The organism is Acinetobacter sp. GSS19 (assembly GCF_028621895.1).
Lineage (GTDB): Bacteria > Pseudomonadota > Gammaproteobacteria > Pseudomonadales > Moraxellaceae > Acinetobacter.
The window spans coordinates 1,035,669-1,059,666 of record NZ_CP117520.1; the positions used below are offsets into that span (position 1 = coordinate 1,035,669).

The following is a 23,998-nucleotide window of genomic DNA, read 5'->3' on the forward strand; positions in this document are numbered from 1 at the left end:
TGATGTGTCAATCATATAAACGATACAGGCCGGTAAAGCGTTCGCAACCTTTTTGTTGCGTTGTGATTTTTAATAAAGCTTTTTGATAATCAAACTGATAGCTGCAATTGTGCTCATTATCAGTAATATGTTGTTTTTGTTCAGGTGTGGTATAGGCCAAAAAAGGATAAATCTGGCGTTCTGTACGATTATTCGGATTCCGGTAAGCAATCCCTTCAATTTTAATTCGGTCTTTACTGAGTTGATGAATTTTAAAATGCACGGGTTGTGTTGCTATTTTCCCATTTTCAAACTTAATGTAATGTTGGGTTAAACTTTGCTTCATTGAAGTATAGAGATCTAAATCAAAGAAACGCTGTTCGAACTGTTGTTCTATACAGTTTCTACTTTTGCATTCGGTAAGACGTTGTAGCCACAACTGTTGTGTGTCCTGTAATAATTGCATCGGTGCATCACTGATCAGGTATGCACTGAGGGTCTTATTGTTCAGTTCGTTACGTTGTTGATCAAAGTGTGTGGAACATATTTTTTTGATCCCTGCAGAAAGCTGGTCGTGATGACAGGCAATGATACGATCCGCATGAGCCGCTGAAGTGATCAGACCGCTTGCTAGTAGTAATAATTTCAAAATGTTACCATGATGAAGTTCTGTATTTGATCGCATGATCGCTTATACTTTCATTGATATAACGCTGCTGTAACTATAGCGAAAGTGAAAGCGTGAATACAACATTTTGCAAGTTTATTTCTAAAGGTCTGGAGGCGGCAAATGATGCTACAAATGCGTATTGGTCAGGGAATGGATGTGCATGCCTTTGAACAGGGAGAATTTGTCACATTGGCAGGGGTGCAGATTCCACATACCTATGGTTTAAAAGCTCATTCGGATGGAGATGTGGTGTTACATGCCTTATGTGATGCTTTGTTGGGTGCATTGGCCTTAGGGGATATTGGACAACATTTTCCGGACACAGATCCCGAATTTAAAGGCGCAGACAGCAGAGTACTATTAAAAAAGGTATATCAACTGGTTTTAGATCGGGGCTATGTACTCAATAATGCGGATATCACCGTTGCCTGTGAGCGACCTAAGCTGGCGAAATATAATTTACAGATGCGTCAAAGCATCGCGGATGTGTTGGATGTCGATGTAACACAAATCAGTATTAAAGCCACCACCACCGAGAAATTAGGTTTTACCGGCCGTCAGGAAGGTATTTTAGCAACAGCAACGGTACTCATTAGTCATCAAGCAAAATGATGCTCAGTGACTAAAGCTTGTTGTAACTCTAGTGTGGCTTTACGCCCCTGGAGTTGCATGCTGACAGCATGAATCAAGCCAGTCCAGGTATCGTTAGGTTCCCAGATTTTATGCAGATGGTCTTGAGCAGTCGCCATATCCATATTCATATAGTATAGGCGATATAAATAGATTAGGCTGCTGCATTGCTGATTGTTACCACAGTGTAGCCAGACAGTTTGTTGCTGTACTAAATGATCAAGCAGTTCCAAGACTAAAATAGCTTGATCAGCAGAAGGACGCTCAAGATTTAGCGGGATATGAATGTAATTTAAATCAAGTTCTAAGCAGATCTGATCTTCATGTGCAAGGCTGGTTGGGGCATTACTCAATGCAAGGTTAATAATGGTAGAACAGCCATATTCCTTGATAAGCTGCAGCTGTTCGGCAGAAGGTTGTCCTGAACAAAATAAATGTTCATGGACATAATCAAAGTGCGGAATCTGGCTTAAGGTATATTCAAGGTCAGTCATGGCTGGTTCCTTTAGGTTATTAAAAAACGCCATCTAAAAGATGGCGTTTTCTTGATTAACGGTTTGGTAACACGTCTTTCAATGCTTCATGCATTTCGAGCAGGGTCTGTTCTGTAGTTTCCCAGTCGATACAGCCATCTGTCACTGATTTTCCATATTCAAGATCGCATAAGTTTGCGGGAATATCCTGACGTCCACCTTTCAAATGACTTTCTACCATCAAACCAACAATTGATTTGTTACCCTCTAGAATCTGTTGCGTTACATTACGTAACACCAACGGCTGTAAGAATGGATCTTTGTTGGAATTGGCATGGCTGGCATCAATCATGATCTTGTTACTAACTTTTGCTTTGGCTAATGCATTTTCAGCTTCAGCAACAGAGCCTGCATCATAGTTTGGTTTACCGTTACCGCCACGTAATACAACGTGTGCGTATGGGTTGCCTTTGGTACGAATCACAGAAACTTGACCATCTTCATTCAGACCTAAGAAGCTATGACCATGTTTCACAGATTGCATTGCATTGGTTGCAACAGTCAGACCACCATCTGTACCATTTTTGAAACCTACCGGAGAAGAAAGGCCAGAGGACATTTCACGGTGTGTTTGGCTCTCTGTGGTACGTGCACCAATGGCTGACCAAGATATGAGGTCTTGATAATACTGAGGTGAGTTTGGATCAAGGGCTTCCGTTGCACATGGTAGACCTTTTTCATTGAGTTCGAGCAATAGCTTACGGCCAATACGTAGACCTTTTTCGATATTGAATGAGTCATTCATATCCGGGTCATTGATCAGACCTTTCCAGCCCACTGTTGTACGTGGTTTTTCAAAATAAACACGCATCACGATATAAAGAGAATCTTTGACTTTTTCACTGAGTACTTTAAGACGATCTGCATATTCATGTGCGGCAGTTGTATCGTGAATCGAACATGGACCAATCACCACAAACAAACGTTTATCCTTGCCATCAAGAATATTGCGAATGGTTTCACGGCCTTTCAATACGGTTTGATAAGCGGTTTCAGTCAAAGGTAGTTCAGCTTTCAGTTGTGCTGGTGTTACAAGGGGCTGAATGCTTTGTACATTCACATCATCGATATCAGATTGTGTAATTGGCTTTGACTGTAGTGTATTCATTGCTGTCACTGGATTGATCATACAAAAGTTGTTCTATTCATCTGAATATACCACGAATTAATCATCGAGTTACTATACAAAAGCGTAATAAAGCGTTGAAAAGAACCAATGAATCCGTGGCATAGATTAAACAATGGATGATTTTTCTACAGTTACAACCATAGCCGTTTGTGGTTTCTGGACGGGTTTCGCTTTTACCGGATTGAGCATGAAATTGACACCTAGAGCGAACAGGGTAATACCTAGAATTTTACGAATCATTCGTTCAGGTAAATGTGAGCTGATCAGTGTGCCGATCACAATGGCAGGAATCGAGCCAGCCAACAACCAGCCGAGCAGATGGAAATCGACATTCCCCGAGCTCATGTGTCCCAAACCTGCAACCAGTGTTAGCAAGACAGCATGAACCACGTCAGAACCAATGATGCGGATCATCGGCAGATTCGGGAACATCAGGATCAGCGCCATGATACCAAAAGCACCGGCACCGACTGAAGACAGGGTGACGAATACGCCCAGAACCACACCCATGATCAGGATATAAAAGCGTTTGGCCTTGATGGCTTCAGGTTGCAGTTCTGTCGTGGTTGACACATCCAGTTTGCGAAAACGGTTAAAGAATCGTTCAATTTGGCTGCGGAAGATAATTGACACACCGGTAAGCGTCAGCATGAAACCCAGCACCATGGTTAACACCGCTTTATAGTGTGTGGACTGGCTGAGATAATTATCAAGTACCCAATGCGTAGCAAAAGAAGCGGGAATACTTCCCAGTGCTAGCCAGATGACAATCGGCCATACAATATTCAGTTTGCGGGCATGGACTACAGAGCCACAGAATTTAGAGATCGAGGCATACAATAAATCTGTACCAATCGCGATGTGTGGTTCGATCTTAAACAGGCTAATCAAGATGGGTGTCATGAGCGAACCACCACCAACCCCGGTAATCCCTACACAAAAACCAACCAATACGCCTGCTAAGATAAATTCGATAGGACCAAACATGAAACAATGCCAAATATCAGGAAACGAGCATATCTTATGACTTTTATAACTTAGTGGTTGTGATGATTATTGCATTGCTTATCTCAAAAACTGATTTAGACGCGTAAATTCACAGGTGAAAAGTGGAACTTAGTACATAAGTAGAAAGAATTGGATGGCTTTAGAATAAAAACCGTATGAGCGCAGATTTACAGAGTCATTGTGCTAAAATTGAAAAAATCACCAATGAGGAAAAAATTTTGCAAAATCGAAAACTTAAAATTGGCATAGTGGTCGGAGAAGTTTCTGGAGATACTTTGGGCGCACAACTGATTCGTCGTTTTCGTGAGCAGGGCATTGATGCTGAATTTGGGGGGATTGGTGGCCCACAAATGATCGCAGAAGGATTTGACAGTTATTATCCCATGGATGTTTTATCGGTCATGGGGATTGTTGAAGTGCTTAAAGATCTGAAAAAATTATTTGCAGTACGAGATGGCTTGGTACAGCGTTGGTCTGAACAGCCAGTGGATGTATTTATTGGGATTGACGCGCCCGATTTTAATTTACGTTTATCTAACAGCCTGAAGCAAAAACAGTTACCGATCAAAACCGTACAATATGTCAGTCCTTCGGTTTGGGCATGGCGGCAGGGTCGTGTGCATGGCATTAAACAAAGTGTAGACTTAGTGCTTTGCTTGTTACCCTTTGAAAAAGCATTTTATGAGCGCTATCAGGTCGCAGCCGCTTTTGTTGGTCATCCTTTGGCTAACCAGTTGCCTCTAGATAACCCGATGCAACAGGCACGGCAGCAATTAAATCTTGATCCGCAAAAACAGTATATTGCTTTACTGCCGGGAAGCCGTCGGGGAGAGGTAGAACGTTTGGCACCGCTAGTATTTTCTGCTGCACAGCAGTTACACACGAAATACCCACAGATTGAGTTCTTGGTTCCGGCGATTAATGAAGCCCGTAAGCAGCAGATCACACAAATTCTCATGAATTATCCAGCTGATTTTACCCATCAGGTCAAGGTCATGGATAATACAGGAACCGAATCAAAAATTGGACGTCTGGTTATGGGGGCAAGTAATATCATTGCTTTGGCTTCTGGAACGGCAACGCTGGAAGCCATGTTGTTACATCGCCCAATGGTGACTTTCTATAAACTGAATTGGCTAACTTATCGGATTGCACGTTTTTTGGTGAAAATCCCTTATTATTCTTTACCTAATATCATTGCTGGTAAGAAAGTTATTGAGGAATTAATTCAACAGGATGCGACTCCAGAACGTTTAGCTGCTGAGCTGGAAAGACTGATGGATATAGAAATTGCCCAAATTCAGGTGATGCAACATATAAGTATGCATAAACGCTTGCTTTCAGATAATACAGAAGATCCTGTTCAAGCGATTACGCAGCTTCTGGTATAACAACGATAGCCGGATTCCTGCAAAGGCAAGAATCTGGCTTTGATTGAGTTTCCAATGAGTTGAAAGGTTTAACTTCTTAAAATAATTTCATAACCTGAATATTTACGGATATTGATGACGCCCGTATCCAGAATTAAATACTGGCCTTTAATCCCTTGTAGGATCCCCCGGATTTTTGCGGTTTTATCCAGATTGTGAGATTTAATCTTGTCTGGGTATTGAACAACAGGATAAACAAATTCGTTCACCAGTTCCTGATCCAAAAATTCGAGTGTTTCATTAAACTCAAGCTGTTGATTGAATTTTTCTCGAATGGCCTGAATTTTTGGTGCGAATTCTTCGAGTAATTCATCCCGTGTTTTGACCAGATCAAGTGGTTCAGCTTCACCTTTAAGTAGTTTTCGCCAATCCGTTTTGTCAGCTACCTGAGTACCGAATAAGGTTTCAAGATGGCCAGACAGACGGCGGGAACCGACTTTTAAAATCGGTAAGGCCTGGGTAGCACCCTGATCCAACCAGCGCGTTGGCATATGGCTGAGGCGGGTAATGCCCACTTTTAAGGCGCTCGAATTTGCGAGATACACAATATGCGGCTGAAAACACACTTCATGGGCGAAATCATTTTCCCGGCAGGTGCCTAAATGATAATGGCAGGTTTCCGGCTTCATAATACAAAGATCACAGGATGCTTTGGTTTTAAAACATTTAAAACAGTGTCCTTGTGAAAAAGACTTACTGGTTTTTGCACCGCAGGAAACACAAAAAATTTTACCGGTCCATTCAATTTCCAATTCTTCACCCAAGGTAAAAGGAAGGTTAATTTCTGAACGGTCCAGAATAAATTTGTATTCAACATTTGCCTTACGAGTCTGTTGATCAGTTACACTAAGGTCTTTAAGACCTGCATGCATTTTATGGCAAATGCCCTGTAGTTCCATACGTGAATACTCTCTTCATATCAAAAGGATGCAGTTATGGCTGAATTGAATGTCATTACTTCAATGTTAGACGATTTATCAAAAGAACAGCCGATTCAAACTGCATTATGTATAGGCCAGAATTTAGCTCAGGATGACCTAAACTCGACGATACAATGGAATTATTTTAACGTAACTGATTTTTTAAATCTGCCTTTTACACAACGTTATGATCTGGCATTTGTGCTCTTTGATACAACAGATACGCGTGATTTGATGGATATACATAAATCACAACTATTAGTGAAGTTGCGTGACTTAATGGCGAAACGTATTGTTGTGGTAAGCAGCTTGCAGGATGAAAAACTTCTGCGTGCGCTGGGTTTTACCCAGCTGATTGATAAAACTGCCCATGACAGCGATTTTGCTTTGTGGCAATTTAATATTCTGACTTATAAGCATGTACCCGACTGGTTTAACTCAAAATTCTGGGCAAATCCAGAAAATTGGGATAAGTATCGCTGGTAAATTTTCTTCAACGCTGATGGGTAAAATACGGGTATTGATTACCTGTATGCAGGAAAATGTTATCCAAAATTTAGCAGCCTGAACAGTTCATGAATGAAGTGTAGGGTAGGGTGAAAGGATTTTTAGTACGATATAGCAAAGTTGAAAATTTCTAATTTTTTAAATGACAAAAAATAAAAGGGCATAAAGCCCTTTTATTTTTGAATCAACGTTTAATCATGAAATTAGAAGCTGTATTCCATACCGATACCGAATACAGTTTTTTTATCGTCTTCTGTTAGTGGGTCGATTGCAACACCATCAAGTTTTTGTTGAGCAACAACACCGTAGAAACGAGTTTGTTTGTTTAGGTTGTAATCAACACCAAGACCATATTGATCGATTGTTACATCGTCAGCTAAAGAGTCAGCAGAAGTTTCAGCTGATTGGTATTGAGCTTTAAGAGCCCATGCAGTGTTAGGAACTTTATATGTTGCAGCTACTAACCATGATTGTTCTTTAAGACCTTCTGCACCAGTTACCTCATCAGTAGGTTCAGCTTGTTGGAATAAGGCACCAAGAACTAAACCGTTTGCACCGATCTTACCAAAATCATAAGAACCAGTTACACGAACAGCGTCAGAATAATATTTTTCGCTAAAACCAGCAATTTTAGCACCCGCATACTTACCTTCTACACCGAAGTTGCCAGCCAAACCTAGAGCAAGGCCAAGGTCTTTATTGTCATAAGTTAAAGAAGTAGAGATAGAATCGCCGAAACCATCACGTTTGCCTTCTTGGCCTTTAGAAGCATAATCGGTGGTAGAATCTTCGCCTTGTTGAGCCATGATGTTGAATTGAACACCGCCAAGCAATTTCTTGTCAGTTTCAAAACCGATTGCATTTTTAAGACGATCTTCACCATACATCATGTTAGTGATATCTAGGTGGTTGTGATCGTTAAAAATATCTTGTGCATTACCTGCAGCAGTTTTGAAGTAAGAATCATAATAACCAGCTTTTAAAGTACCGATACCAGCCCATTTAAGACCTAGGAAGCGGTTACGTGCTTTCCAGTCTGTGCCTTTAGAATCTTTGTTATCACCAACAGAAGTACCAGTATCTGTAGACACTTCCCATTCTGCTTGGTAAACAGCAGCAAGTTTCTCAGTGAGTTTCTCTTCACCTTTAACACCAAGACGTGAAGCATTTGAGTTTACTTCAGTAGTATCAGCATCTTTTAAAAAACCGTTATTTTCAACTTGGTCTAAAGAAACGTTTAGTTTACCGTACACAGTTGGTGCCGCTTGTGCTGCACTCATACCCACTGTTGCAACTGCAGCTGCTAGAAGCAATTTTTTCATTGAGATTTCTCCAAAACACTTTTTAAAATGGCATTTGCCTTGCTCATGCTTTTTATAGTGTGCTTTTGTACAAAACGTTACATAAGCTCACCAACTTGCTATGCAGTATCTGTAAACTTTGTGACAGAGACGTGAAAAAAGTATGACAGTTTGATGACACGTAATAAATTGTAATAAGAATGAGTGGAGCGTCTTAAGTTTTTGAATTTATTGTTAATAAAAAAAAGGGAGCCCAAGCTCCCTTTTTAGAATTGATTATTATAGAGCAGCCTTAATTTTTTCAGCAAGTTGCTTGATACGATCTTGATCACCCATTTGGGCAGCATGCTTACCAAGTTCATGTACCGAGCTTGGAATTAAATGGAAATGTACATGCGGTACAGTTTGACCGGCGCTTGAGCCAGAGAGTTGCATCAACACAATGCCTTGCGCATCTAAGGCTGTTTCAATGGCTTGTGCAATTCGCTGTACGATTTGAATGGTATAAGCTGCTGCCTCTGCGGGTAGGTCAAGCAAAGTCATGGCTGGCGTTTTAGGGATGATCAGGGTATGCCCATCTGCTTGTGGCATAATATCCATGAATGCAAGAACCTGCTCATCTTCATATACTTTGATGGCAGGGAGTTCACCGCGAATAATTCTTGCAAAAATATTTTGATCATCGTATGCCATTATTAATTCCTAGAAAGTTGGATTACTTACAGTTCAATTCTTTCTGACGTGCTTTGATTTCGTCAAGACGTCGTTGCTCTTTCTCGGTAAATTTTGGCTTACTGGTATAACAGTTTTCATTGCCAAACTTTGCTTTCGCTTCAGGATCTTTAAAACAGAAACCTTTAGAGGCGTAGATGATATTGTAATCATCTTTGAGCTTTTGACATTCTTGCTCCGGCGTTGCGGCTTGGCTAAGAAATGCCGTCATGCTGGCTAAAACAGCAATCATCGCAACAGCAAATTTATTCATGAGGCTATCCTCTAAATATTTCAGTGCACATCTGCACACTTTAAGTATTAGGTTGAATGATTCAATTTTCAATGGCGAATCATTACTCCAATGTAATTTTACTCCAAGATTCATACATTTTGATGGCAGTAGAAAAATCACCCGGTTCTTCGGCGAGTGAATTGGCAGCCTGAATAAGACTGTGTGTTAATCCGATCACAGGGGTCGATAGCCTTGCTTCGCGAACCAGATCTTGTGCAATTCCTGTATCTTTTGCCAATAAAGAAAGCGCAAATGTAAGAGGAAATTGTCGGTTCAGTACGCGCTGCGGAAAGACACTTTCGGTCACGGCACTTTTACCACTCGAGGCATTAATACACTCTAATGCGGCGTTTAAACTGACACCATGGGCTTTTAAGGTGGAGAAGCCTTCTGCAACAGCGCACAAATTTACCGCCATTAGCATATTGTTCACAGCCTTGACAGCAAATCCAGCGCCAGATTCACCCACATGCTGAATGAGCTTACCCATTGCCTGCATTGCGGGTAAAGCACGTTCGAAGGCTGTAACATTACCACCCACCATAAAGGTCAATGTGGCATTTTCTGCACCAATCGTTTGTCCGCTGACAGGCGCATCAAGGAAATCCACTTGTTGGGTTTTGAGAAGTGAGGCGAGTTTTCTGGCTGATTCAGGAACACCACTGGTGCAATCTACCCAGATTGAGCCAGCTTTTAAGGTTAAAGGCGTGATTAATGCTTCAACATCCTGACTCGTAGGCAAGCAGGAAAAAATCACATCGGCTTGAACGGCCTGTTCGAGTGGTACAGCCTGGGTAGGGTATTCAGCTGCATGTTGTTCAGCTTTGGCAAAGTTACGGTTCCAGACATAGACCTGTTTAAAATGTTTAGGTAAATGTGCCGCCATACGATAGCCCATGGCACCTAAACCAATAAATGCGACAGATTGGATCATGTCTGGTCCCTCACAGTAATAAAAAGTTAAGTAATTCTTCGGAATGATGGAATAAATTTAAATCCCAGCATTTTAAATAAAACTGGTGCTATTAGATTAAATAAAACATTTAACTTTTTGATCAATAGAAATCAACCAAATAATATCCACCTATATCGAATCTTTTCTATTTTATATAAATGCATTCATTACATTCATCCCTAGTGGGCGCTGGTAACTGGTTTGAGTAACTCTTGTTCTGATAGCGTGTCGATTGAGCAGATTCGATAATTTAAATTTCTGTAAGCAATTATGTTGTTCACAGTCTAGACGATATTTTTATATTTTACCTTGACCTGCAATACATCCGGCGCTCAAAATGTTGGCAGTTTTTATATCAGCAGTCCTACAGACTGAATCAGAGTAGTAGACATGAGCCAACAAGACGATTTTGATTATCAACTCGATACCTTAGCTATCCGTACCGGCCATACCCGCAGTTTTGAAGGTGAGCATGGAGAACCTATCTTCCTGACATCTTCCTTTGTGTATGCCAATGCGGCGGAAGCTGCAGCCAAGTTTTCTGGTCAGGTTCCTGGCAACATCTACTCGCGTTTTACTAATCCAACTGTAGCCATGTTCGAAAAACGTCTTGCTGCACTTGAAGGTGCAGAGCGAGCCGTTGCAACCAGTTCCGGGATGGCTGCGATTCTTGCAGTGGCTATGGCTTATTTAAAAGCTGGTGACCATGTCATTTGCTCACGTGCGGTATTTGGTTCGACAGTTTCTTTATTTGAAAAATATATTGCCAAATTTGGCGTCGCAGTTGATTTTGTTGATTTAACCGATGTTGAGGCATGGAAACAAGCGGTTCGTCCAGAGACCAAATTACTCTTTGTTGAGTCTCCATCGAATCCGCTAGCGGAAATTGCGGATATTCAGGCCTTAGCTGATGTCGCTCATGCCAACGGTGCTTTGCTGGCAATTGACAACAGTTTCTGTACACCTATTTTGCAGCAACCTCTAAAATTTGGTGCGGATTTAGTGATTTACTCGGCAACTAAATATTTAGATGGCCAAGGTCGGGCTTTGGGTGGTGCCGTTGTCGGCAAACATCAGTTACTTGAAGAAGTCTTTGGTATGGTGCGTACTTTGGGACCTTCAATGAGTCCATTCAATGCCTGGGTATTCTTAAAAGGTCTGGAAACCTTGAAGCTTCGCATGAAAGCCCACTCTGAAAGCGCACAAAAATTAGCAGAATGGTTAAGTCAGCATGATAAGGTGGAAAAAGTTTATTATGCTGGTTTGCCAACTCATATTGGTCATGAACTAGCGGCAAAACAACAAAATGGCTTTGGTGGGATCGTTTCTTTTGAGGTGAAAGGTGGTCGTGAAGGGGCTTGGACCGTGATTGATCATACTCAATTTATTTCGATTACTGGTAACTTGGGTGATGTGAAATCAACCATTACTCATCCGGCGACCACAACCCATGGCAAACTTTCCGCTGAGGCAAAAGAAGCAGCCGGTATTCGTGAAGGTCTCATCCGTGTTTCGGTTGGCCTTGAAGATATTGATGATATTATCCGCGATTTATCTCGTGGTTTAGCATTAATCTGATTGGATCATTTTGTTCGGAGAAAATTATGAACATTAATATGTTGATGCAACAAGCTCAGCGCATGCAAAAAGAAATGGAAAGCAACGTTAAAAAAGCCAAAGAAGAGCTTGCGCAAACGGAAGTTCAGGCTGAAGCCGGTGGTGGTCTGGTTAAAGTGACCATGACCTGCCGTTATGTGGTGAAGCGTATTGAAATCAATCCTGAACTTTTACAGGATGAACCAGACATGATTGAGGATCTGATTGCTGCAGCGATCAATGATGCTTCGCGTCAGGTTGAGCTTATTGCAGATGAAAAAATGAAAGCGGCCAATAGCGGTATGGGCTTGCCACCTGGTTTAGCTGGCTTATTCTAAGGATAACGTAACGTGTTTAGTGATCGTTTTGATCAACTTGTACAAGCACTGCGTATTTTGCCAAGCGTTGGGCCTAAATCAGCACAACGCATGGCATTGCATTTACTGATGAAAAACCGTGAAGGTGCAGTAGGGCTAGCACAGGCTTTAAATGAAGCGACATCGTATATTCATGAGTGTTCGATTTGCCATTCTTTGACCGAACATGAGATTTGCGACATTTGTGCATCACCAGAACGTGATGATCAGCTGTTATGTGTGGTTGAATCACCCTCAGATGTAATGGCGATTGAGCAGAGTGGCAGCTTTAAAGGTAAATATCACGTTCTTGGTGGACATCTTTCACCACTTGATGGAATTGGACCAGAAGAAATTGGTATTCCTTATCTGATTCAGCGATTGGCGCAAGGCAATATCCGAGAGGTAATCTTGGCAACCAATGCTACGGTTGAGGGGCAAGCAACAGCACATTATCTGGTGGAAGCAACCAAGCATTTGGCAGTCCACATGACTCGAATTGCACAGGGTGTTCCGCAAGGGGGAGAACTGGAATATGTCGATAGTCATACGCTCAGCCAGGCTGTACACAACCGAATGCGCATGAAATAAGCATTCGGTTAGCCTTTATTCTAAAATGGAAAAATTGAACATATATTCAAAAAATAGTTTGGTTAGTCTATGAATTTATTAGAAAAATAAACCAATGAGATCTTTTATTTGCACAAGAATGGTGCTTTTATGAGATTGGAAGTCATTTTTATTTAAATTGAAGTCTTTCGAATTAATCCTGCTTTCTGAATAAAATAAACAATAAATCAATCACTTAAAAGGTGATTTAATTTTGGTTAAATGAGATTTTTCATCTTCTTAATAATCTCCTGGATCGATGGTTCTGATGGATAAACTAGAAATAAATTAGAGTTAAATGTTATAACTATCTCATCCAAGAGGGCGTTTTTCCTCGTTTTTGATTTGCACCGTTATGTTTAGATTTGTCCAACACCAGAGTGACCTTGCTGAAGTATTGTCTTTGATGGATCAATACCCGATTTATGGTCTTGATACCGAATTTATTAAGGTAGACACCTTATGGCCAAAACTCGGGGTTTTTCAAATTAATATTGCGGAACAGATTTTCTTACTTGATGGAACCACACTCGATTTAACTGAACTCTGGGATAAAATTTTTCAGGCCAAATTGAATATTTTCCATGCTTGTGGTGAGGATATTGATCTCATCTATCATTATGCACAAAAAAAGCAACTCGATAATGTGTTTGATACCCAAGTGGGGATGTCTTTTTTAGGGCATGGCCTGCAGATCAGTTATCAAAATGCGCTGAAACTGTTTTTAGATATTGAAATTGATAAAGATCAGACCCGTTCAGATTGGCTGGCACGACCTTTAACCGCACAACAGCTCAGTTATGCTGCGAATGATGTGTTTTATCTGATGAAACTCGCGGATAAGATCAAACAGGATTTAATCTCCAAGCAGCTGTATGACTTTGTATTGGAAGATTGCACGAATTTGACTCGTGAAATTGCCAGTGAAACTCCATTAAAAGATTTATATTTAGATGTTGGGAATTATCGACATTCTCGTCGTCAATTGATGCAATTGCAACAGTTGAGTGTCTGGCGCGAGCAGATGGTTAAAGCCTTGAATCAGCCGCGCAGCTTTATTCTGAAAAACTCGACCATGATTGATTTGGTGGAAAAAAATCCGCGTAATCAGTTTCAATTATCGCAAGTCAAAGATATTCGTCCGAATATTATCCGTGAACATGGCAAAACTATTCTGGATCTGTTGAAATTTTTACCTGACGCTGAATATTGGCCATTGCGTATGGCACGGCCGATCCGTCATTCTTCTCAGGATGTGGGCAGTAAAGTCAATTTGCTATTACAACAGGTCAGCGATGATATTACGGTGCCCAAAGAAGTTCTATTGCGCAAAAAGTGGTTAAATGCCATCTATCAGCATGTGGTATTCCACGGAGATGAGCAAGACCTGCCGGATTATCTTCTCGGCTGGCGCTATGATTTGTTGACCAAACCACTTGTTGAAATTTTACATGCCGATGAAAATTATTTATCGACACAGATGCAAGTGGCAGAATAGGATTTCTTTAAAAAGCCCAATAAAAACGTGACAGTTGTGTTCACAAAGGCTAATGTCTCGGGCTTTTTTTTCATGTATGCTGTGACAAGTGTTTTATGAGTTGGTATAGCCAAAATGCATTGTGATATTTATCGATCAAGCAAAAAAGATGAAATGTACATTTACATTGCACGTCCGAACCACCCGAATGAGGACGTAGATCATGACAACCCATTTGGTGATGTTGTACCAGAAGCCATCCGCACTGCCTTCGGTCGTGCCAGTTTTGTGATGCATTTACAGTTGAGTGAGAGCCGCAAGCTGGCGCGTGCCAATGTACTGCATGTGATGGATTCTTTGCAGACTAAAGGATTCTTTATCCAGTTGCCACCTGAAGGCTTGATTAATCCAAACGCCGTAGCGCCAGAGGGTCTGCGTGGTGCTTGATTCATTTGCTGGCATCTGGGCAAGTGTGACCGGCATCTTAGATACTATCCCAGAGGATAGTATCGCGGTCACGGTCTATCTGATGGGATCAGTGATCCTGTTATGGTGCTGGTATGCGATTGTTAAGCGTTTACCTCAACCCTTGGGTAGCATCAGTTGGATCGTGTTATTCGCCATTTTGCTGACACCAACAGTCTCTGATGGCAATAATGCAGCGATCGCACCTGCGATCTTTGGTTTATTATTTGGTGTAGTCACCAAGCAAACGTTACTGATCTGGTTGAACTTATCTGTTATTTTGTTTGTAATCGGTTTGGGTTTGTTGCTTGGCTATTACTGGTCTAAATATACTGCGACACGCAAGGCTATAAAGAAAATTCCACCACTCTAAAAATAGGTGAGTATATGTCTGTAGATGTACAACAATTTTCAGGAACTGACCAATACATCGCAACAGACAGCCTTCAACTGGCCGTGAAAGCCGCACGAACATTGCAAAAACCTTTACTGATTAAAGGTGAGCCGGGGACCGGAAAAACCTTACTAGCGGAACAAGTCGCAAAAAGTCTTGGACTGAAATTGATAACTTGGCATATCAAGTCCACTACAAAAGCCCAGCAGGGGCTGTATGAGTATGATGCAGTATCCCGATTGCGCGATAGTCAGCTCGGTCATGCACAAGTTCATGAAATTAAAAATTATATTAAACCTGGCAAGCTATGGGAGGCATTTACCAGTCCGCAACGCTGTGTATTGCTGATTGATGAAATTGATAAGGCGGACATCGAATTTCCTAATGATTTGCTGCACGAACTCGACCGTATGTCATTTTATGTGTATGAGACCAGCGAAACTATTCAGGCGATTCACCGACCCATTGTGATTATTACTTCTAACAATGAGAAACAGCTCCCTGACGCCTTTTTGCGTCGCTGTTTTTTTCATTACATTGAATTTCCTGACGAAGCCACGATGCGTCAGATTGTTGAGCTACATTTCCCTCATATCTCGGTAACTTTGCTCCAACAGGCTTTGCAAATCTTCTTTCAGTTACGCCAAATTCCAGGGTTGAAGAAACGGCCCTCTACTTCAGAACTGATTGACTGGTTGACCCTCATTATGGCAGATGAATTGCCTGAACAGGTGTTGCATCAACATGATCAGAGCAAAGTCATTCCACCACTCTACGGTGCCTTGATTAAGAATGAACAGGACCTACAGCTGCTGGAACGTTTAGCTTTTTTAGCTCGACGTTAGAGCTTATCACATGTTTGTACGGTTATTTTATACCTTGCGCAAATATGGCGTACCGGTGACTACACGTGAGCTTATCGATTTAAATCAAGCGACTCACCTCGGCGTTGTCTTTGCCAATCAGAATGAATTTTATCAATTGGCGCGTACGATTCTGGTCAAGGATGAACGGTATTTCGATAAATTTGACCGAGCTATGCAGGATTATTTTCATGGCTTGGCATCACTGGATACTGAGCAATTCTTGCAACAGTTACAGCAGCTGCCAGCAGAATGGTTTGATCTCGAGTTGGCGGAAAAGCAGCTCAGTGCGGATCAGCGTCAAGTTCTTGCCAAAGCAGATACATTACAAGGTCTTCTAGAGCTGTTGGAACAGCGCCTGCGTGAACAGCAACATAAACATCTGGGTGGTAACCGGATGATAGGCACAGCGGGCACATCGCCTTTTGGTGCTTATGGTGATCATCCTGAAGGTGTACGCATCGCTGGCCCTGGACGCAAGCGTTCGGCAGTCAAGGTATGGGAGCAGCGACGTTACCGGGATCTGGATGATGAACAGATTCTGAGCTCACGTCAGATTCAGTTAGTCTTGCGTCATTTGCGAAAATTTGCCCGGCAAGGTGCAGCAGATGAATTTGATTTGGAGAATACCATTCGGGAAACTGCAAAACAGGGATTGCTCCAAGTGCAAATGCAGCCTCAACGACGTAACCGGATCAAAGTATTGATGCTGTTTGACGTCGGTGGTTCTATGGATGCGCACATTGCTGAATGTGAACAACTATTCAGTGCAGCTAAAGCAGAGTTTGCTCATCTGGAATATTTTTATTTACATAACTGTCTCTATGATTATGTCTGGAAAGACAATACACGTCGCTCCAGCACGCGTATGAATACATGGGATTTACTGCATACTTATGGGCAAGACTATCGGGTGATTGTCGTAGGGGATGCCAGTATGGCACCTTATGAGCTCTTGGTCGCAGGTGGCTCGGTCGAGTATATGAATACTGAATCTGGTGAAATGTGGTTACATCGCTTGCGGCAACATTTTGTCAAAACTGCATGGCTAAATCCGGAACCAAAAAATTACTGGTCTCATACGTGCACGATTGGCCTGATTCAGCAGATTTTTGAAGATCATATGTATCCCATGACCTTGAGTGGAATTGAGGATATGACACGTTATTTAGCACGTTAATTTCTCAGGGGGGAATATGCAACATCAAATCAATGGTATCGCTTTGCCGAACGAAGAAGGTTTTTTTGGTGAGTACGGTGGTCAGTTTATTCCACCTCACTTAAAAGAGGCCATGGATGACATCAATCAAGCCTATGAAGAAATCCGTCATATGCCGGAATTTCAGCAGGAACTTGCTGACCTGTTTGCCCATTACGTCGGTCGACCAAGTCCATTGTTTCATGCAAAACGCTTATCAGATCAACTCGGTGGCGCTCAGATTTATCTGAAACGTGAAGATCTTAACCATACAGGTGCACATAAAATCAATCACTGTCTAGGTGAAGCCCTATTGGCGAAATATATGGGTAAAAGTAAGGTGATTGCCGAGACTGGTGCCGGACAGCATGGTGTGGCCTTAGCAACCGCGTGTGCATTGGTAGGTATCCCTTGTGAAATTCATATGGGGCAAGTGGATATCGAAAAAGAACACCCGAATGTGGTGAAAATGAAGATTCTGGGTGCCAATCTGATTTCAGTAACCCGTGGTACTGCAACACTGAAAGATGCGGTAGATAGTGCATTTGAAGAATACCTGAAAGACCCGAAGAACTATATTTATGCAATTGGCTCAGTGGTGGGGCCGCATCCATTTCCGAAAATGGTTCGTGACTTCCAATCCATTATTGGAGATGAAATTAAGGTCCAAGCCAACGAACGTTTTGGCCAGAATCCGGATTATGTCGTGGCCTGTGTCGGTGGTGGATCAAATGCCATGGGGGCATTTACGGCATTCTTAAATGAGCCTGATGTGAAATTAGTGGGAGTTGAGCCGGCAGGACATGGTTTGGATACCGATATGCACTCTGCTTCACTCACTTTGGGTAAACCAGGTCAATTACATGGTATGGCGTGTTATGTATTAGAAGATGAACATGGTGAACCCTTACCGGTACATTCGATTGCTTCAGGACTCGATTATCCGGGTGTAGGTCCTCAGCATAGTTTCCTGAAAGATATCGGACGCGTGGAATACACTACAGCAACGGATGAAGAGTGCCTGAATGCCTTTATGACCTTGTCTCGTGTTGAAGGAATTGTTCCTGCTTTAGAGAGTTCTCACGCCGTTGCGTGGGCTTTACGTGAAGCGCCAAAAATGGCGAAAGACATTAAAATTGTGGTGAATCTATCGGGTCGTGGTGATAAAGATGCGGATTATGTTGCGCAAAAATTAGGTCTGTAAGGTCTCAAAAAATCTAAGGCATTTTGATAGTGCCTTAGATTTAATAGATTTGTGATTAACCGGAAATATATTGTCGTAATTGCTGAATCATTTTTTTTTGGTCTTCCATCGTAGCTTTCACTAAATCGCCAATCGATACAAGTCCCACTAATTTATCTTGATCAACTACAGGTAAATGACGTAAATGACGATCCGTAATCAGCTGTAAACAATCTTCCACCGTGTGTGACAAGGTCACGGTGAGTACGCTGCTGGTCATAATTTCATTGACAGTCGTGCTATAGGAAGAACGCTCCATGAGCGCGATCTTACGTGTGTAATCTCGTTCGGAGAGAATACCGACGATGCGATCTCCATCGGTGACCACTAAAGCCCCAATGCCTTTATCTGCCATGACCGAAATGGCTTCTAGCACGGTAGAGTCTGGAGAAATGGTAAAAACCTGTTGATCAGCTTTGTGTTGAATTACTTGTGCTACATTGGTCATGTCTTGTTATCCTTGCTCTTGTTATAGGGTTTTATTTTAAAGTAGCGGGATTCATAAATATTGCAAATACTTTTCAGTCACTTATCACGTATTTTTGAATAAAAAACCATCGGTTGTACAAAAGGGGACTTTAGGTTTGAATTAAGCAGCCTGCCACAGCGAGTCCTGAAAAAAGAAATGACGCATCTGCTGGGTTGAAAGTTTCAGCTTGAGACCTTTTGCGCTAAAAATGGCAGGTGTCACTTTTAGTCGAGACAAGGTGGGAAGCAAAGATTGCTGAAAATCATGCGGAGTAATTTTGCGCGGAGTGTAGCTCGGCCAGTGAATTTGAGCGTAACGGTGAGCTTGTACGCCATTTAGCCAAAAAGGAAAAGTAAAACCCTCTTGGTCTGATTTAATGGCCCAGCCCTGATGATAAAGTCCCCAAAGGACCCCACAGTACATCATGCTTTTTAAGATGGAAATCTTGAGAATCAATTCTTGCGAAACAGGGGATAGGTGCTTGAACTTAGGCATAAGTCATTAGTGCGATTTGAACTTGGCCTTATTGTAGAAAAATTAGATGAAATTACCGTGTAAGCTTTGCTGAAAATCGTAAGTAAATATTAATTTTCCCATAAAAAAACGCCACCTAAGTGACGTTTTTTTATGCTTTCATTGTGGCCATCTTTTGCCAGTATTGTGCTTTCATCGAGTCACGTTCAACGCGAAAACCTTGATAGTACAGTTCAGCTAAGAATAGTGCAGCTTTACCATGACCCGCACGTGCTGCTTCTTCCAACTGTTTTACAGCATCTTGGAAATTCATTTGCGATTGAATCGTACTAACTGCAGTTGCGTAAGTATGTTCTAAGTCATGGTGAGAGATGTGTTGAATCATATTAACTCCTTATTCTAATTATGATTACGACGCTTAGACCCTTTTGGTCTTCATATTAATTTACTCGTTCTATGTGAAACTAATATTACAGATACCCATCTGTGTCAATCTCTATATAGGTGTATTTTTAATAATTTCAAGATTACATGATTAAACAATAATCAAAAAGTTTTTTTATTAAAATTAATAGGAAAGAAAGTGCTAACAAGGAGAATAACATGAAAACACTCGACGGTTTTAATTTTGATGTTCCCCCTACGGACTCACAAATTGTTTCATTGGCGCAGTATCATCGACAACAACTCGATGAGGCGGTTTTTCATCATGAAATTCATTTAGGGAATTTCTGTCTTGGTCAACGCAAAAAAGTGAAAGATTTGGTACATGAATTACCACCTGAACAGCGCCGACATTTCTATCTGGTTTACGATGGCGAGTTACGCCGTATCGCCGATGATGAAGATCTACATCCTGCAGATGCTGAATCTGGTGTAAGTGTATTTGCTATTTTTCTTGTACTGGTGATTATTGCCACTATTCTATATTTGGCCGTAATTCCACCGATTGTAGGTTAAACGTTTTTGCTACCTACTTGTTTAGCGCAAGAGTAAACTCCAGATTTGCTCTTGCGTTTTGATCTTGTGCTTCAGCTTGTTGCTTCCTAAACTATCTCGAACTCGAGGTAATGTATGCAACATCTTTTTAGTAGGTTCTCTCTCTATATATCCAGATTAAAAATAGAATATATCTATTACATGATTCTCATCATGATGATAGGTTGTATTCTGATTTTCGCGACGATTGCACTCTTTCGGCCGGTTACGCCACAGCAGCAACAACAGGTAAGTGTATTAGCACAGCAAGCGAATTATCCTAAAACACAAGCGATGGCGATCACATTACTTGAACAGTCTTCGATACGGAAACGTGCCTATTTAAAATTGCTTCATGGCTATCAATTTGAACAGGCTGAGATTAGGCATTTTCCAGCACTCAAGAGTGAAGAACTGTAACATGAGTCACTGTGAACTGAGTTGAGCAGAGCTGCCATTGCTGCGGGAAAGCGGTTGAATATATGCTAAACTTCGATTTTTTTAACGCAATGCTTTTCAAGGAATCGGCATGCAACAGCAATCTAATATGCAAAATAAATTCTTGATTGATGCTGATATCGGCGATGATGATGTCACCTTACCTAGTTTACCTGCTGTTGATATTCCCATTGTTGAATCTGTCCAAGTAGAAACACCCACTGAAACGGTCACGCAGACCGAATCAGAAAAATCGAAAGGTGGTTTCTTCAGCCGGATGAAAGAGGGTTTGACTAAGACTCGCAAGAGTTTTGCAGATGGTATGGTCAATATCCTGATTGGTGGTAAGGAAATTGATGATGAATTGCTGGAAGAAGTTGAAGAGCAACTTTTAGTTGCAGATATTGGTGTTGAAGCCACAAAAACTATTATCGCCAATCTGACTGAACGTACAGCACGTGGTGATTTGATTTATTCACACTCTTTGTATAAAGCGTTACAGGAAGAATTGGTGGCTTTACTTGCACCACGTGTTAAGCCTCTTCATATTGATCCGAATAAAGCACCTTATGTGATTTTAATGGTCGGTGTGAATGGTGTCGGTAAGACCACCACGATTGGTAAGCTTGCTAAGCGTTTGCAGGGTGAAGGTAAGAAAGTCATGCTTGCCGCAGGGGATACGTTCCGTGCAGCTGCGACTGAACAGCTACAAATTTGGGGTGAGCGCAACAATATCGCTGTGGTTGCACAAGGTCATGGTGCAGATAGTGCATCCGTGATTTTTGACGCCTTTGAAAGTGCGCGTGCACGTGGTGTAGATGTATTAATCGCTGATACAGCCGGCCGTTTACACAATAAGAGCAATTTGATGGAAGAGCTCAAGAAAGTGAAACGGGTTATGCAGAAAATTGATGCAACGGCACCGCATGAAATTATGTTAGTGGTTGATGCTGGTACAGGGCAAAATGCCATTAATCAGGTCGAGATGTTCGATGAAGCTGTAGGTTTGACTGGTATTACTATTACCAAGCTAGATGGGACAGCCAAAGGTGGCGTCCTATTTAATATTGCCAGCCGAACTCATGTGCCAATTCGCTTTATTGGCGTGGGTGAAAAGATTGATGACTTGCGTCCATTCTCAGCCAAGTCCTTCGTTGCGGCTTTGTTTGAAACCGATCAAAAACAATAAATGTTGCTTGATTCACAGAAACTCCGCTAAGTGCGGAGTTTTTCGTTTTGATGATAACTCTTTGTTTTAAAAAGCATCATGTGGATGTATTGTTTTGATTTCTATTGAGATAACCCAGGTAAAATAAAACCATATAAATTTTAAGGTATTTGAGGTTGGGGATTTTTAATGACGCTACTCAATAAAATTGGACAGGTGTTGACGACTGATCTTACTAAAGATTTGAAGTTTAAGAAAACAGATATAACTCAGGATAAACAAAGCTTCGCTCAGCAATTACAGCGACGCCGTAGCATTTATTCCCTCGGTAAAAAGGTTGCTATTCAACTAGATGAAATTGAATCTTTGATTCAAGAGGCTGTCCGTTCATGTCCTGCACCTTTGAATACCCATAGTTTCCGTATTGTGATTCTGTTTAATAAATCACATCAGCAATTTTGGTATATCGTTAAAGAAAAACAACGGCAATTAGTACCCTCACAAGTATTTGCGGGTATTGCAATGAAAATTGAACAATGTGCAGCTGCTTTTGGCACAGTACTCTTTTATGAAGATTCAAGTGTAATTCAACGTTTACAGAAACAGATCCCATTACATGCCGAATATTTTCCCATTTGGGCAGAGCAAAGCTCTGGAATGGCACAATATGCAGTCTGGACTGCTTTAGCAAATTCGGGATTGGGCGCACATCTGCAACACTACAACCCTGTTGTAGATCAAATAGTCACTCAACACTTTGAGTTACCAGCTTCATGGCAATTAAAGGCTCAGTTGGTCTTTGGATCAATTGAAGAAGAGCCAAAGGAGAAAACCGATCTGAATATTCATACTTGTTTTAAAGTATTTAATTGAAATTATTTTTCAAATGAAATATGAATCAGAATTTTGTAGATTTGAGTAATGGTTTATGAGTGATTTTGAAATCTATATCATAAAAAATATCAATGAGTTATCGTTCTGATTCATATTTTTGTCATAAAATTGACACAACTGCATAGCATAGTGCAGTTAAATTTTCACGACGATATCAATAGAGAAGGCTAACATGACTTTAAGATTAGCAATTGCCAGCTTGGGTTTGGCTATCAGTGGTTCTGTTTTTTCTGCAGTCACCATTAACGCGCCTGAAGAAATCGCCATCCTGGCAGTGAATGATCAGGAAGTAAATGCAGGCTTATTTCGTGCCAAAAATAATCAATACAAAGTGGATGCAGGTGAGACCAGTTTAAGTGTGCGCTATGTGCAGTTTTTCCAGCATCTGAATGGTGAGCATGACGTGGTGAAATCTGGTGTTGTGACCTTGAAAACTCCAGTTCTGACAGAGGGTGAAAATTACAAACTGGCTTTGGTGAATGCACCTCAAGATTTTGACGCAGCAAAAAAATACGCTGAGCAGCCAACAATTGGTTTATTTAATAAAAATAACCAATTACTAGTACAGCAGACAGGTGCTAATACAGAAGCAAAACCGTGGCTAACTGGTGGTCTATTTAGTCGTGCCTACGACTTGACACAGAAAAAAACCACACCTGTTAATCAGCCAGCAGCAGTTTATACTGCAGTTGCACAGCCTGCAAATGCAGCAATTTCAACAGGAAATGCAACAGACCAGCAACTCATTGAATTATGGAAAAAAGCATCAAAAGTTGAACGTCAAAAATTCATGACTTGGCTTGCAGAACAAGCCCAATAATTTTAAAGATGAATATAAAAAAGACCTCATCAAGAGGTCTTTTTTTATTGGTTTTAGACAATCAGGTTAGGAACCAAGTGTAGTAACCTAAAAACATTAAAGGCCAAGCAACAAATGGACTAAATAACCATTTCCATAACCAGAAGCGTGGAGCAAAACCAACGCCATGAATAAATCCGCCAGAAATACCGATCATGATGAGCATCATCACATTGTGACTATACTCACCACGGTGATCCAGCATCAAGCTAGGGTGAATTAACAACACAACTGCTAAAGGCAATGCCAACAAAAATGAAAGGATCATTGCAATAGTGTGCAGTTTACTTTGCTTGGTTGTTGTCATTGCTTGTTCAGTCATGGTGTTATTCCTCATCTAAGTTCTGATGATGCTCAATATACAAAGCACTCAGTACACCGGCGAAACATGCCATTAAAATACCGAGAATCCACGCAAAATACCACATAATTTCTTCTCCTTGGACACA

At 41.3% G+C, this 23,998-nt stretch carries 31 protein-coding genes; 17 read left to right on the forward strand and 14 right to left on the reverse strand.

Annotation, left to right across the window (positions count from 1 at the left end; translation table 11 throughout):
* Positions 1-7 precede the first annotated feature (7 nt).
* On the reverse strand, positions 8-664 hold the full coding sequence (locus tag PGW99_RS04980) for an A1S_1983 family putative colistin resistance protein (protein WP_273779086.1): 657 nt from the start codon (positions 662-664) through the stop codon (positions 8-10).
* A gap of 105 nt (positions 665-769) precedes the next feature.
* On the opposite strand from PGW99_RS04980, the gene ispF reads away from it, so the two are divergent.
* Positions 770-1,261 (forward strand): 2-C-methyl-D-erythritol 2,4-cyclodiphosphate synthase, encoded by a 492-nt coding sequence (ispF, locus tag PGW99_RS04985; RefSeq protein ID WP_273779087.1) that lies wholly within the window; start codon positions 770-772, stop codon positions 1,259-1,261.
* Here ispF and PGW99_RS04990 read toward each other — a convergent pair.
* The 3 genes from PGW99_RS04990 to PGW99_RS05000 form a co-directional block, all read right to left on the reverse strand.
* Positions 1,249-1,773, reverse strand: coding sequence for a hypothetical protein (locus PGW99_RS04990; RefSeq protein WP_273779089.1), 525 nt, complete (start codon positions 1,771-1,773; stop codon positions 1,249-1,251). The two genes, ispF and PGW99_RS04990, sit on opposite strands and share 13 nt — an antisense overlap.
* Before the next feature lie 55 nt (positions 1,774-1,828).
* Positions 1,829-2,920, reverse strand: a complete 1,092-nt coding sequence (locus PGW99_RS04995) for a 3-deoxy-7-phosphoheptulonate synthase (protein ID WP_273779091.1) — start codon at positions 2,918-2,920, stop codon at positions 1,829-1,831.
* Positions 2,921-3,046: 126 nt separating this feature from the next.
* Entirely contained in the window at positions 3,047-3,928 is an 882-nt protein-coding gene (locus PGW99_RS05000) for a sulfite exporter TauE/SafE family protein (RefSeq protein ID WP_273779092.1), read from the reverse strand.
* A gap of 239 nt (positions 3,929-4,167) precedes the next feature.
* Here PGW99_RS05000 and lpxB point away from each other — a divergent pair, with 239 nt between their 5' ends.
* Positions 4,168-5,340, forward strand: coding sequence for a lipid-A-disaccharide synthase (gene lpxB, locus PGW99_RS05005; RefSeq protein ID WP_273779093.1), 1,173 nt, complete (start codon positions 4,168-4,170; stop codon positions 5,338-5,340).
* Positions 5,341-5,408: 68 nt separating this feature from the next.
* Here the strand turns inward: lpxB and PGW99_RS05010 are convergent, their stop codons facing one another.
* A complete protein-coding gene (locus tag PGW99_RS05010) occupies positions 5,409-6,278 on the reverse strand; it encodes a DUF2797 domain-containing protein (RefSeq protein ID WP_273779094.1) in 870 nt (289 codons plus the stop codon).
* A 36-nt stretch (positions 6,279-6,314) separates the two neighbouring features.
* Between PGW99_RS05010 and PGW99_RS05015 the strand changes: the two genes are divergently transcribed.
* Positions 6,315-6,785, forward strand: coding sequence for a DUF6231 family protein (locus PGW99_RS05015; RefSeq protein ID WP_273779095.1), 471 nt, complete (start codon positions 6,315-6,317; stop codon positions 6,783-6,785).
* Between the two features lie 224 nt (positions 6,786-7,009).
* Here the strand turns inward: PGW99_RS05015 and PGW99_RS05020 are convergent, their stop codons facing one another.
* From PGW99_RS05020 to PGW99_RS05035, 4 genes are all read right to left on the reverse strand, one after another.
* Positions 7,010-8,128 (reverse strand): porin, encoded by a 1,119-nt coding sequence (locus PGW99_RS05020; protein WP_273779097.1) that lies wholly within the window; start codon positions 8,126-8,128, stop codon positions 7,010-7,012.
* Positions 8,129-8,386: 258 nt separating this feature from the next.
* Positions 8,387-8,800 (reverse strand): HIT family protein, encoded by a 414-nt coding sequence (locus tag PGW99_RS05025; RefSeq protein ID WP_273779099.1) that lies wholly within the window; start codon positions 8,798-8,800, stop codon positions 8,387-8,389.
* A 22-nt stretch (positions 8,801-8,822) separates the two neighbouring features.
* On the reverse strand, positions 8,823-9,092 hold the full coding sequence (locus PGW99_RS05030) for a YARHG domain-containing protein (protein WP_273779100.1): 270 nt from the start codon (positions 9,090-9,092) through the stop codon (positions 8,823-8,825).
* 82 nt (positions 9,093-9,174) lie between these two features.
* Positions 9,175-10,047, reverse strand: a complete 873-nt coding sequence (locus PGW99_RS05035) for an NAD(P)-dependent oxidoreductase (RefSeq protein WP_273779102.1) — start codon at positions 10,045-10,047, stop codon at positions 9,175-9,177.
* Between the two features lie 411 nt (positions 10,048-10,458).
* Between PGW99_RS05035 and PGW99_RS05040 the strand changes: the two genes are divergently transcribed.
* From PGW99_RS05040 to trpB, 9 genes are all read left to right on the forward strand, one after another.
* Positions 10,459-11,646 carry an O-succinylhomoserine sulfhydrylase gene (locus PGW99_RS05040; protein ID WP_273779103.1) on the forward strand — a complete coding sequence of 396 codons (1,188 nt, stop codon included), beginning with the start codon at positions 10,459-10,461 and terminating at the stop codon, positions 11,644-11,646.
* Between the two features lie 26 nt (positions 11,647-11,672).
* Positions 11,673-12,002: a YbaB/EbfC family nucleoid-associated protein gene (locus PGW99_RS05045; protein WP_273779104.1), complete on the forward strand. Its 330-nt coding sequence runs from the start codon at positions 11,673-11,675 to the stop codon at positions 12,000-12,002.
* Between the two features lie 12 nt (positions 12,003-12,014).
* Complete coding sequence (recR, locus tag PGW99_RS05050; protein WP_273779105.1) at positions 12,015-12,611, forward strand: recombination mediator RecR; 597 nt, start codon at positions 12,015-12,017, stop codon at positions 12,609-12,611.
* Between the two features lie 373 nt (positions 12,612-12,984).
* Positions 12,985-14,127, forward strand: coding sequence for a ribonuclease D (locus PGW99_RS05055; protein WP_273779106.1), 1,143 nt, complete (start codon positions 12,985-12,987; stop codon positions 14,125-14,127).
* 114 nt (positions 14,128-14,241) lie between these two features.
* Positions 14,242-14,553: a YcgL domain-containing protein gene (locus PGW99_RS05060; RefSeq protein WP_273779107.1), complete on the forward strand. Its 312-nt coding sequence runs from the start codon at positions 14,242-14,244 to the stop codon at positions 14,551-14,553.
* Positions 14,543-14,944 carry a hypothetical protein gene (locus PGW99_RS05065; RefSeq protein WP_273779108.1) on the forward strand — a complete coding sequence of 134 codons (402 nt, stop codon included), beginning with the start codon at positions 14,543-14,545 and terminating at the stop codon, positions 14,942-14,944. Before PGW99_RS05060 ends, PGW99_RS05065 begins: the two co-directional genes overlap by 11 nt.
* Before the next feature lie 14 nt (positions 14,945-14,958).
* On the forward strand, positions 14,959-15,810 hold the full coding sequence (locus tag PGW99_RS05070) for an AAA family ATPase (RefSeq protein WP_273779110.1): 852 nt from the start codon (positions 14,959-14,961) through the stop codon (positions 15,808-15,810).
* A gap of 10 nt (positions 15,811-15,820) precedes the next feature.
* The gene (locus PGW99_RS05075) at positions 15,821-17,008 is read left to right on the forward strand and encodes a vWA domain-containing protein (RefSeq protein WP_273779112.1); all 1,188 of its coding nucleotides are present in this window, start codon (positions 15,821-15,823) and stop codon (positions 17,006-17,008) included.
* Between the two features lie 16 nt (positions 17,009-17,024).
* The gene (gene trpB / locus PGW99_RS05080) at positions 17,025-18,230 is read left to right on the forward strand and encodes a tryptophan synthase subunit beta (RefSeq protein WP_273779114.1); all 1,206 of its coding nucleotides are present in this window, start codon (positions 17,025-17,027) and stop codon (positions 18,228-18,230) included.
* A 55-nt stretch (positions 18,231-18,285) separates the two neighbouring features.
* On the opposite strand, the gene PGW99_RS05085 is transcribed toward trpB, so the two are convergent.
* The 3 genes from PGW99_RS05085 to PGW99_RS05095 all read right to left on the reverse strand — a co-directional run bounded on the left by PGW99_RS05085 (position 18,286) and on the right by PGW99_RS05095 (position 19,597).
* Positions 18,286-18,717 (reverse strand): CBS domain-containing protein, encoded by a 432-nt coding sequence (locus PGW99_RS05085; RefSeq protein ID WP_273779116.1) that lies wholly within the window; start codon positions 18,715-18,717, stop codon positions 18,286-18,288.
* Positions 18,718-18,858: 141 nt separating this feature from the next.
* Positions 18,859-19,233 (reverse strand): DUF2750 domain-containing protein, encoded by a 375-nt coding sequence (locus PGW99_RS05090; RefSeq protein ID WP_273779118.1) that lies wholly within the window; start codon positions 19,231-19,233, stop codon positions 18,859-18,861.
* Between the two features lie 130 nt (positions 19,234-19,363).
* On the reverse strand, positions 19,364-19,597 hold the full coding sequence (locus tag PGW99_RS05095; RefSeq protein WP_273779119.1) for a hypothetical protein: 234 nt from the start codon (positions 19,595-19,597) through the stop codon (positions 19,364-19,366).
* A gap of 218 nt (positions 19,598-19,815) precedes the next feature.
* Between PGW99_RS05095 and PGW99_RS05100 the strand changes: the two genes are divergently transcribed.
* The 5 genes from PGW99_RS05100 to PGW99_RS05120 all read left to right on the forward strand — a co-directional run bounded on the left by PGW99_RS05100 (position 19,816) and on the right by PGW99_RS05120 (position 23,510).
* Complete coding sequence (locus PGW99_RS05100; protein ID WP_273779121.1) at positions 19,816-20,172, forward strand: hypothetical protein; 357 nt, start codon at positions 19,816-19,818, stop codon at positions 20,170-20,172.
* A gap of 192 nt (positions 20,173-20,364) precedes the next feature.
* The gene (locus tag PGW99_RS05105) at positions 20,365-20,610 is read left to right on the forward strand and encodes a hypothetical protein (protein WP_273779122.1); all 246 of its coding nucleotides are present in this window, start codon (positions 20,365-20,367) and stop codon (positions 20,608-20,610) included.
* 109 nt (positions 20,611-20,719) lie between these two features.
* The gene (gene ftsY / locus PGW99_RS05110; protein WP_273779123.1) at positions 20,720-21,817 is read left to right on the forward strand and encodes a signal recognition particle-docking protein FtsY; all 1,098 of its coding nucleotides are present in this window, start codon (positions 20,720-20,722) and stop codon (positions 21,815-21,817) included.
* 168 nt (positions 21,818-21,985) lie between these two features.
* Entirely contained in the window at positions 21,986-22,669 is a 684-nt protein-coding gene (locus tag PGW99_RS05115; RefSeq protein ID WP_273779125.1) for a nitroreductase family protein, read from the forward strand.
* 193 nt (positions 22,670-22,862) lie between these two features.
* Complete coding sequence (locus tag PGW99_RS05120; RefSeq protein ID WP_273779126.1) at positions 22,863-23,510, forward strand: DUF2057 family protein; 648 nt, start codon at positions 22,863-22,865, stop codon at positions 23,508-23,510.
* A gap of 61 nt (positions 23,511-23,571) precedes the next feature.
* On the opposite strand, the gene PGW99_RS05125 is transcribed toward PGW99_RS05120, so the two are convergent.
* Together PGW99_RS05125 and cydX are read right to left on the reverse strand one after the other, a co-directional pair.
* A complete protein-coding gene (locus tag PGW99_RS05125; protein ID WP_273779127.1) occupies positions 23,572-23,871 on the reverse strand; it encodes a cyd operon YbgE family protein in 300 nt (99 codons plus the stop codon).
* A gap of 4 nt (positions 23,872-23,875) precedes the next feature.
* Positions 23,876-23,977 carry a cytochrome bd-I oxidase subunit CydX gene (cydX, locus tag PGW99_RS05130; protein WP_000270276.1) on the reverse strand — a complete coding sequence of 34 codons (102 nt, stop codon included), beginning with the start codon at positions 23,975-23,977 and terminating at the stop codon, positions 23,876-23,878.
* Positions 23,978-23,998: the final 21 nt, after the last annotated feature.

Coding starts and splice junctions, on each gene's coding strand:
- PGW99_RS04980 (WP_273779086.1), bottom strand. CDS start 664: ATGCGATCAAATACAGAACTTCATCATGGTAACATTTTGAAATTATTA.
- ispF (WP_273779087.1), top strand. CDS start 770: ATGATGCTACAAATGCGTATTGGTCAGGGAATGGATGTGCATGCCTTT.
- PGW99_RS04990 (WP_273779089.1), bottom strand. CDS start 1,773: ATGACTGACCTTGAATATACCTTAAGCCAGATTCCGCACTTTGATTAT.
- PGW99_RS04995 (WP_273779091.1), bottom strand. CDS start 2,920: ATGAATACACTACAGTCAAAGCCAATTACACAATCTGATATCGATGAT.
- PGW99_RS05000 (WP_273779092.1), bottom strand. CDS start 3,928: ATGTTTGGTCCTATCGAATTTATCTTAGCAGGCGTATTGGTTGGTTTT.
- PGW99_RS05010 (WP_273779094.1), bottom strand. CDS start 6,278: ATGGAACTACAGGGCATTTGCCATAAAATGCATGCAGGTCTTAAAGAC.
- PGW99_RS05015 (WP_273779095.1), top strand. CDS start 6,315: ATGGCTGAATTGAATGTCATTACTTCAATGTTAGACGATTTATCAAAA.
- PGW99_RS05020 (WP_273779097.1), bottom strand. CDS start 8,128: ATGAAAAAATTGCTTCTAGCAGCTGCAGTTGCAACAGTGGGTATGAGT.
- PGW99_RS05025 (WP_273779099.1), bottom strand. CDS start 8,800: ATGGCATACGATGATCAAAATATTTTTGCAAGAATTATTCGCGGTGAA.
- PGW99_RS05030 (WP_273779100.1), bottom strand. CDS start 9,092: ATGAATAAATTTGCTGTTGCGATGATTGCTGTTTTAGCCAGCATGACG.
- PGW99_RS05035 (WP_273779102.1), bottom strand. CDS start 10,047: ATGATCCAATCTGTCGCATTTATTGGTTTAGGTGCCATGGGCTATCGT.
- PGW99_RS05040 (WP_273779103.1), top strand. CDS start 10,459: ATGAGCCAACAAGACGATTTTGATTATCAACTCGATACCTTAGCTATC.
- PGW99_RS05045 (WP_273779104.1), top strand. CDS start 11,673: ATGAACATTAATATGTTGATGCAACAAGCTCAGCGCATGCAAAAAGAA.
- PGW99_RS05055 (WP_273779106.1), top strand. CDS start 12,985: ATGTTTAGATTTGTCCAACACCAGAGTGACCTTGCTGAAGTATTGTCT.
- PGW99_RS05060 (WP_273779107.1), top strand. CDS start 14,242: ATGCATTGTGATATTTATCGATCAAGCAAAAAAGATGAAATGTACATT.
- PGW99_RS05070 (WP_273779110.1), top strand. CDS start 14,959: ATGTCTGTAGATGTACAACAATTTTCAGGAACTGACCAATACATCGCA.
- PGW99_RS05075 (WP_273779112.1), top strand. CDS start 15,821: ATGTTTGTACGGTTATTTTATACCTTGCGCAAATATGGCGTACCGGTG.
- trpB (WP_273779114.1), top strand. CDS start 17,025: ATGCAACATCAAATCAATGGTATCGCTTTGCCGAACGAAGAAGGTTTT.
- PGW99_RS05085 (WP_273779116.1), bottom strand. CDS start 18,717: ATGACCAATGTAGCACAAGTAATTCAACACAAAGCTGATCAACAGGTT.
- PGW99_RS05090 (WP_273779118.1), bottom strand. CDS start 19,233: ATGCCTAAGTTCAAGCACCTATCCCCTGTTTCGCAAGAATTGATTCTC.
- PGW99_RS05095 (WP_273779119.1), bottom strand. CDS start 19,597: ATGATTCAACACATCTCTCACCATGACTTAGAACATACTTACGCAACT.
- PGW99_RS05100 (WP_273779121.1), top strand. CDS start 19,816: ATGAAAACACTCGACGGTTTTAATTTTGATGTTCCCCCTACGGACTCA.
- PGW99_RS05105 (WP_273779122.1), top strand. CDS start 20,365: ATGATGATAGGTTGTATTCTGATTTTCGCGACGATTGCACTCTTTCGG.
- ftsY (WP_273779123.1), top strand. CDS start 20,720: ATGCAACAGCAATCTAATATGCAAAATAAATTCTTGATTGATGCTGAT.
- PGW99_RS05115 (WP_273779125.1), top strand. CDS start 21,986: ATGACGCTACTCAATAAAATTGGACAGGTGTTGACGACTGATCTTACT.
- PGW99_RS05120 (WP_273779126.1), top strand. CDS start 22,863: ATGACTTTAAGATTAGCAATTGCCAGCTTGGGTTTGGCTATCAGTGGT.
- PGW99_RS05125 (WP_273779127.1), bottom strand. CDS start 23,871: ATGACTGAACAAGCAATGACAACAACCAAGCAAAGTAAACTGCACACT.
- cydX (WP_000270276.1), bottom strand. CDS start 23,977: ATGTGGTATTTTGCGTGGATTCTCGGTATTTTAATGGCATGTTTCGCC.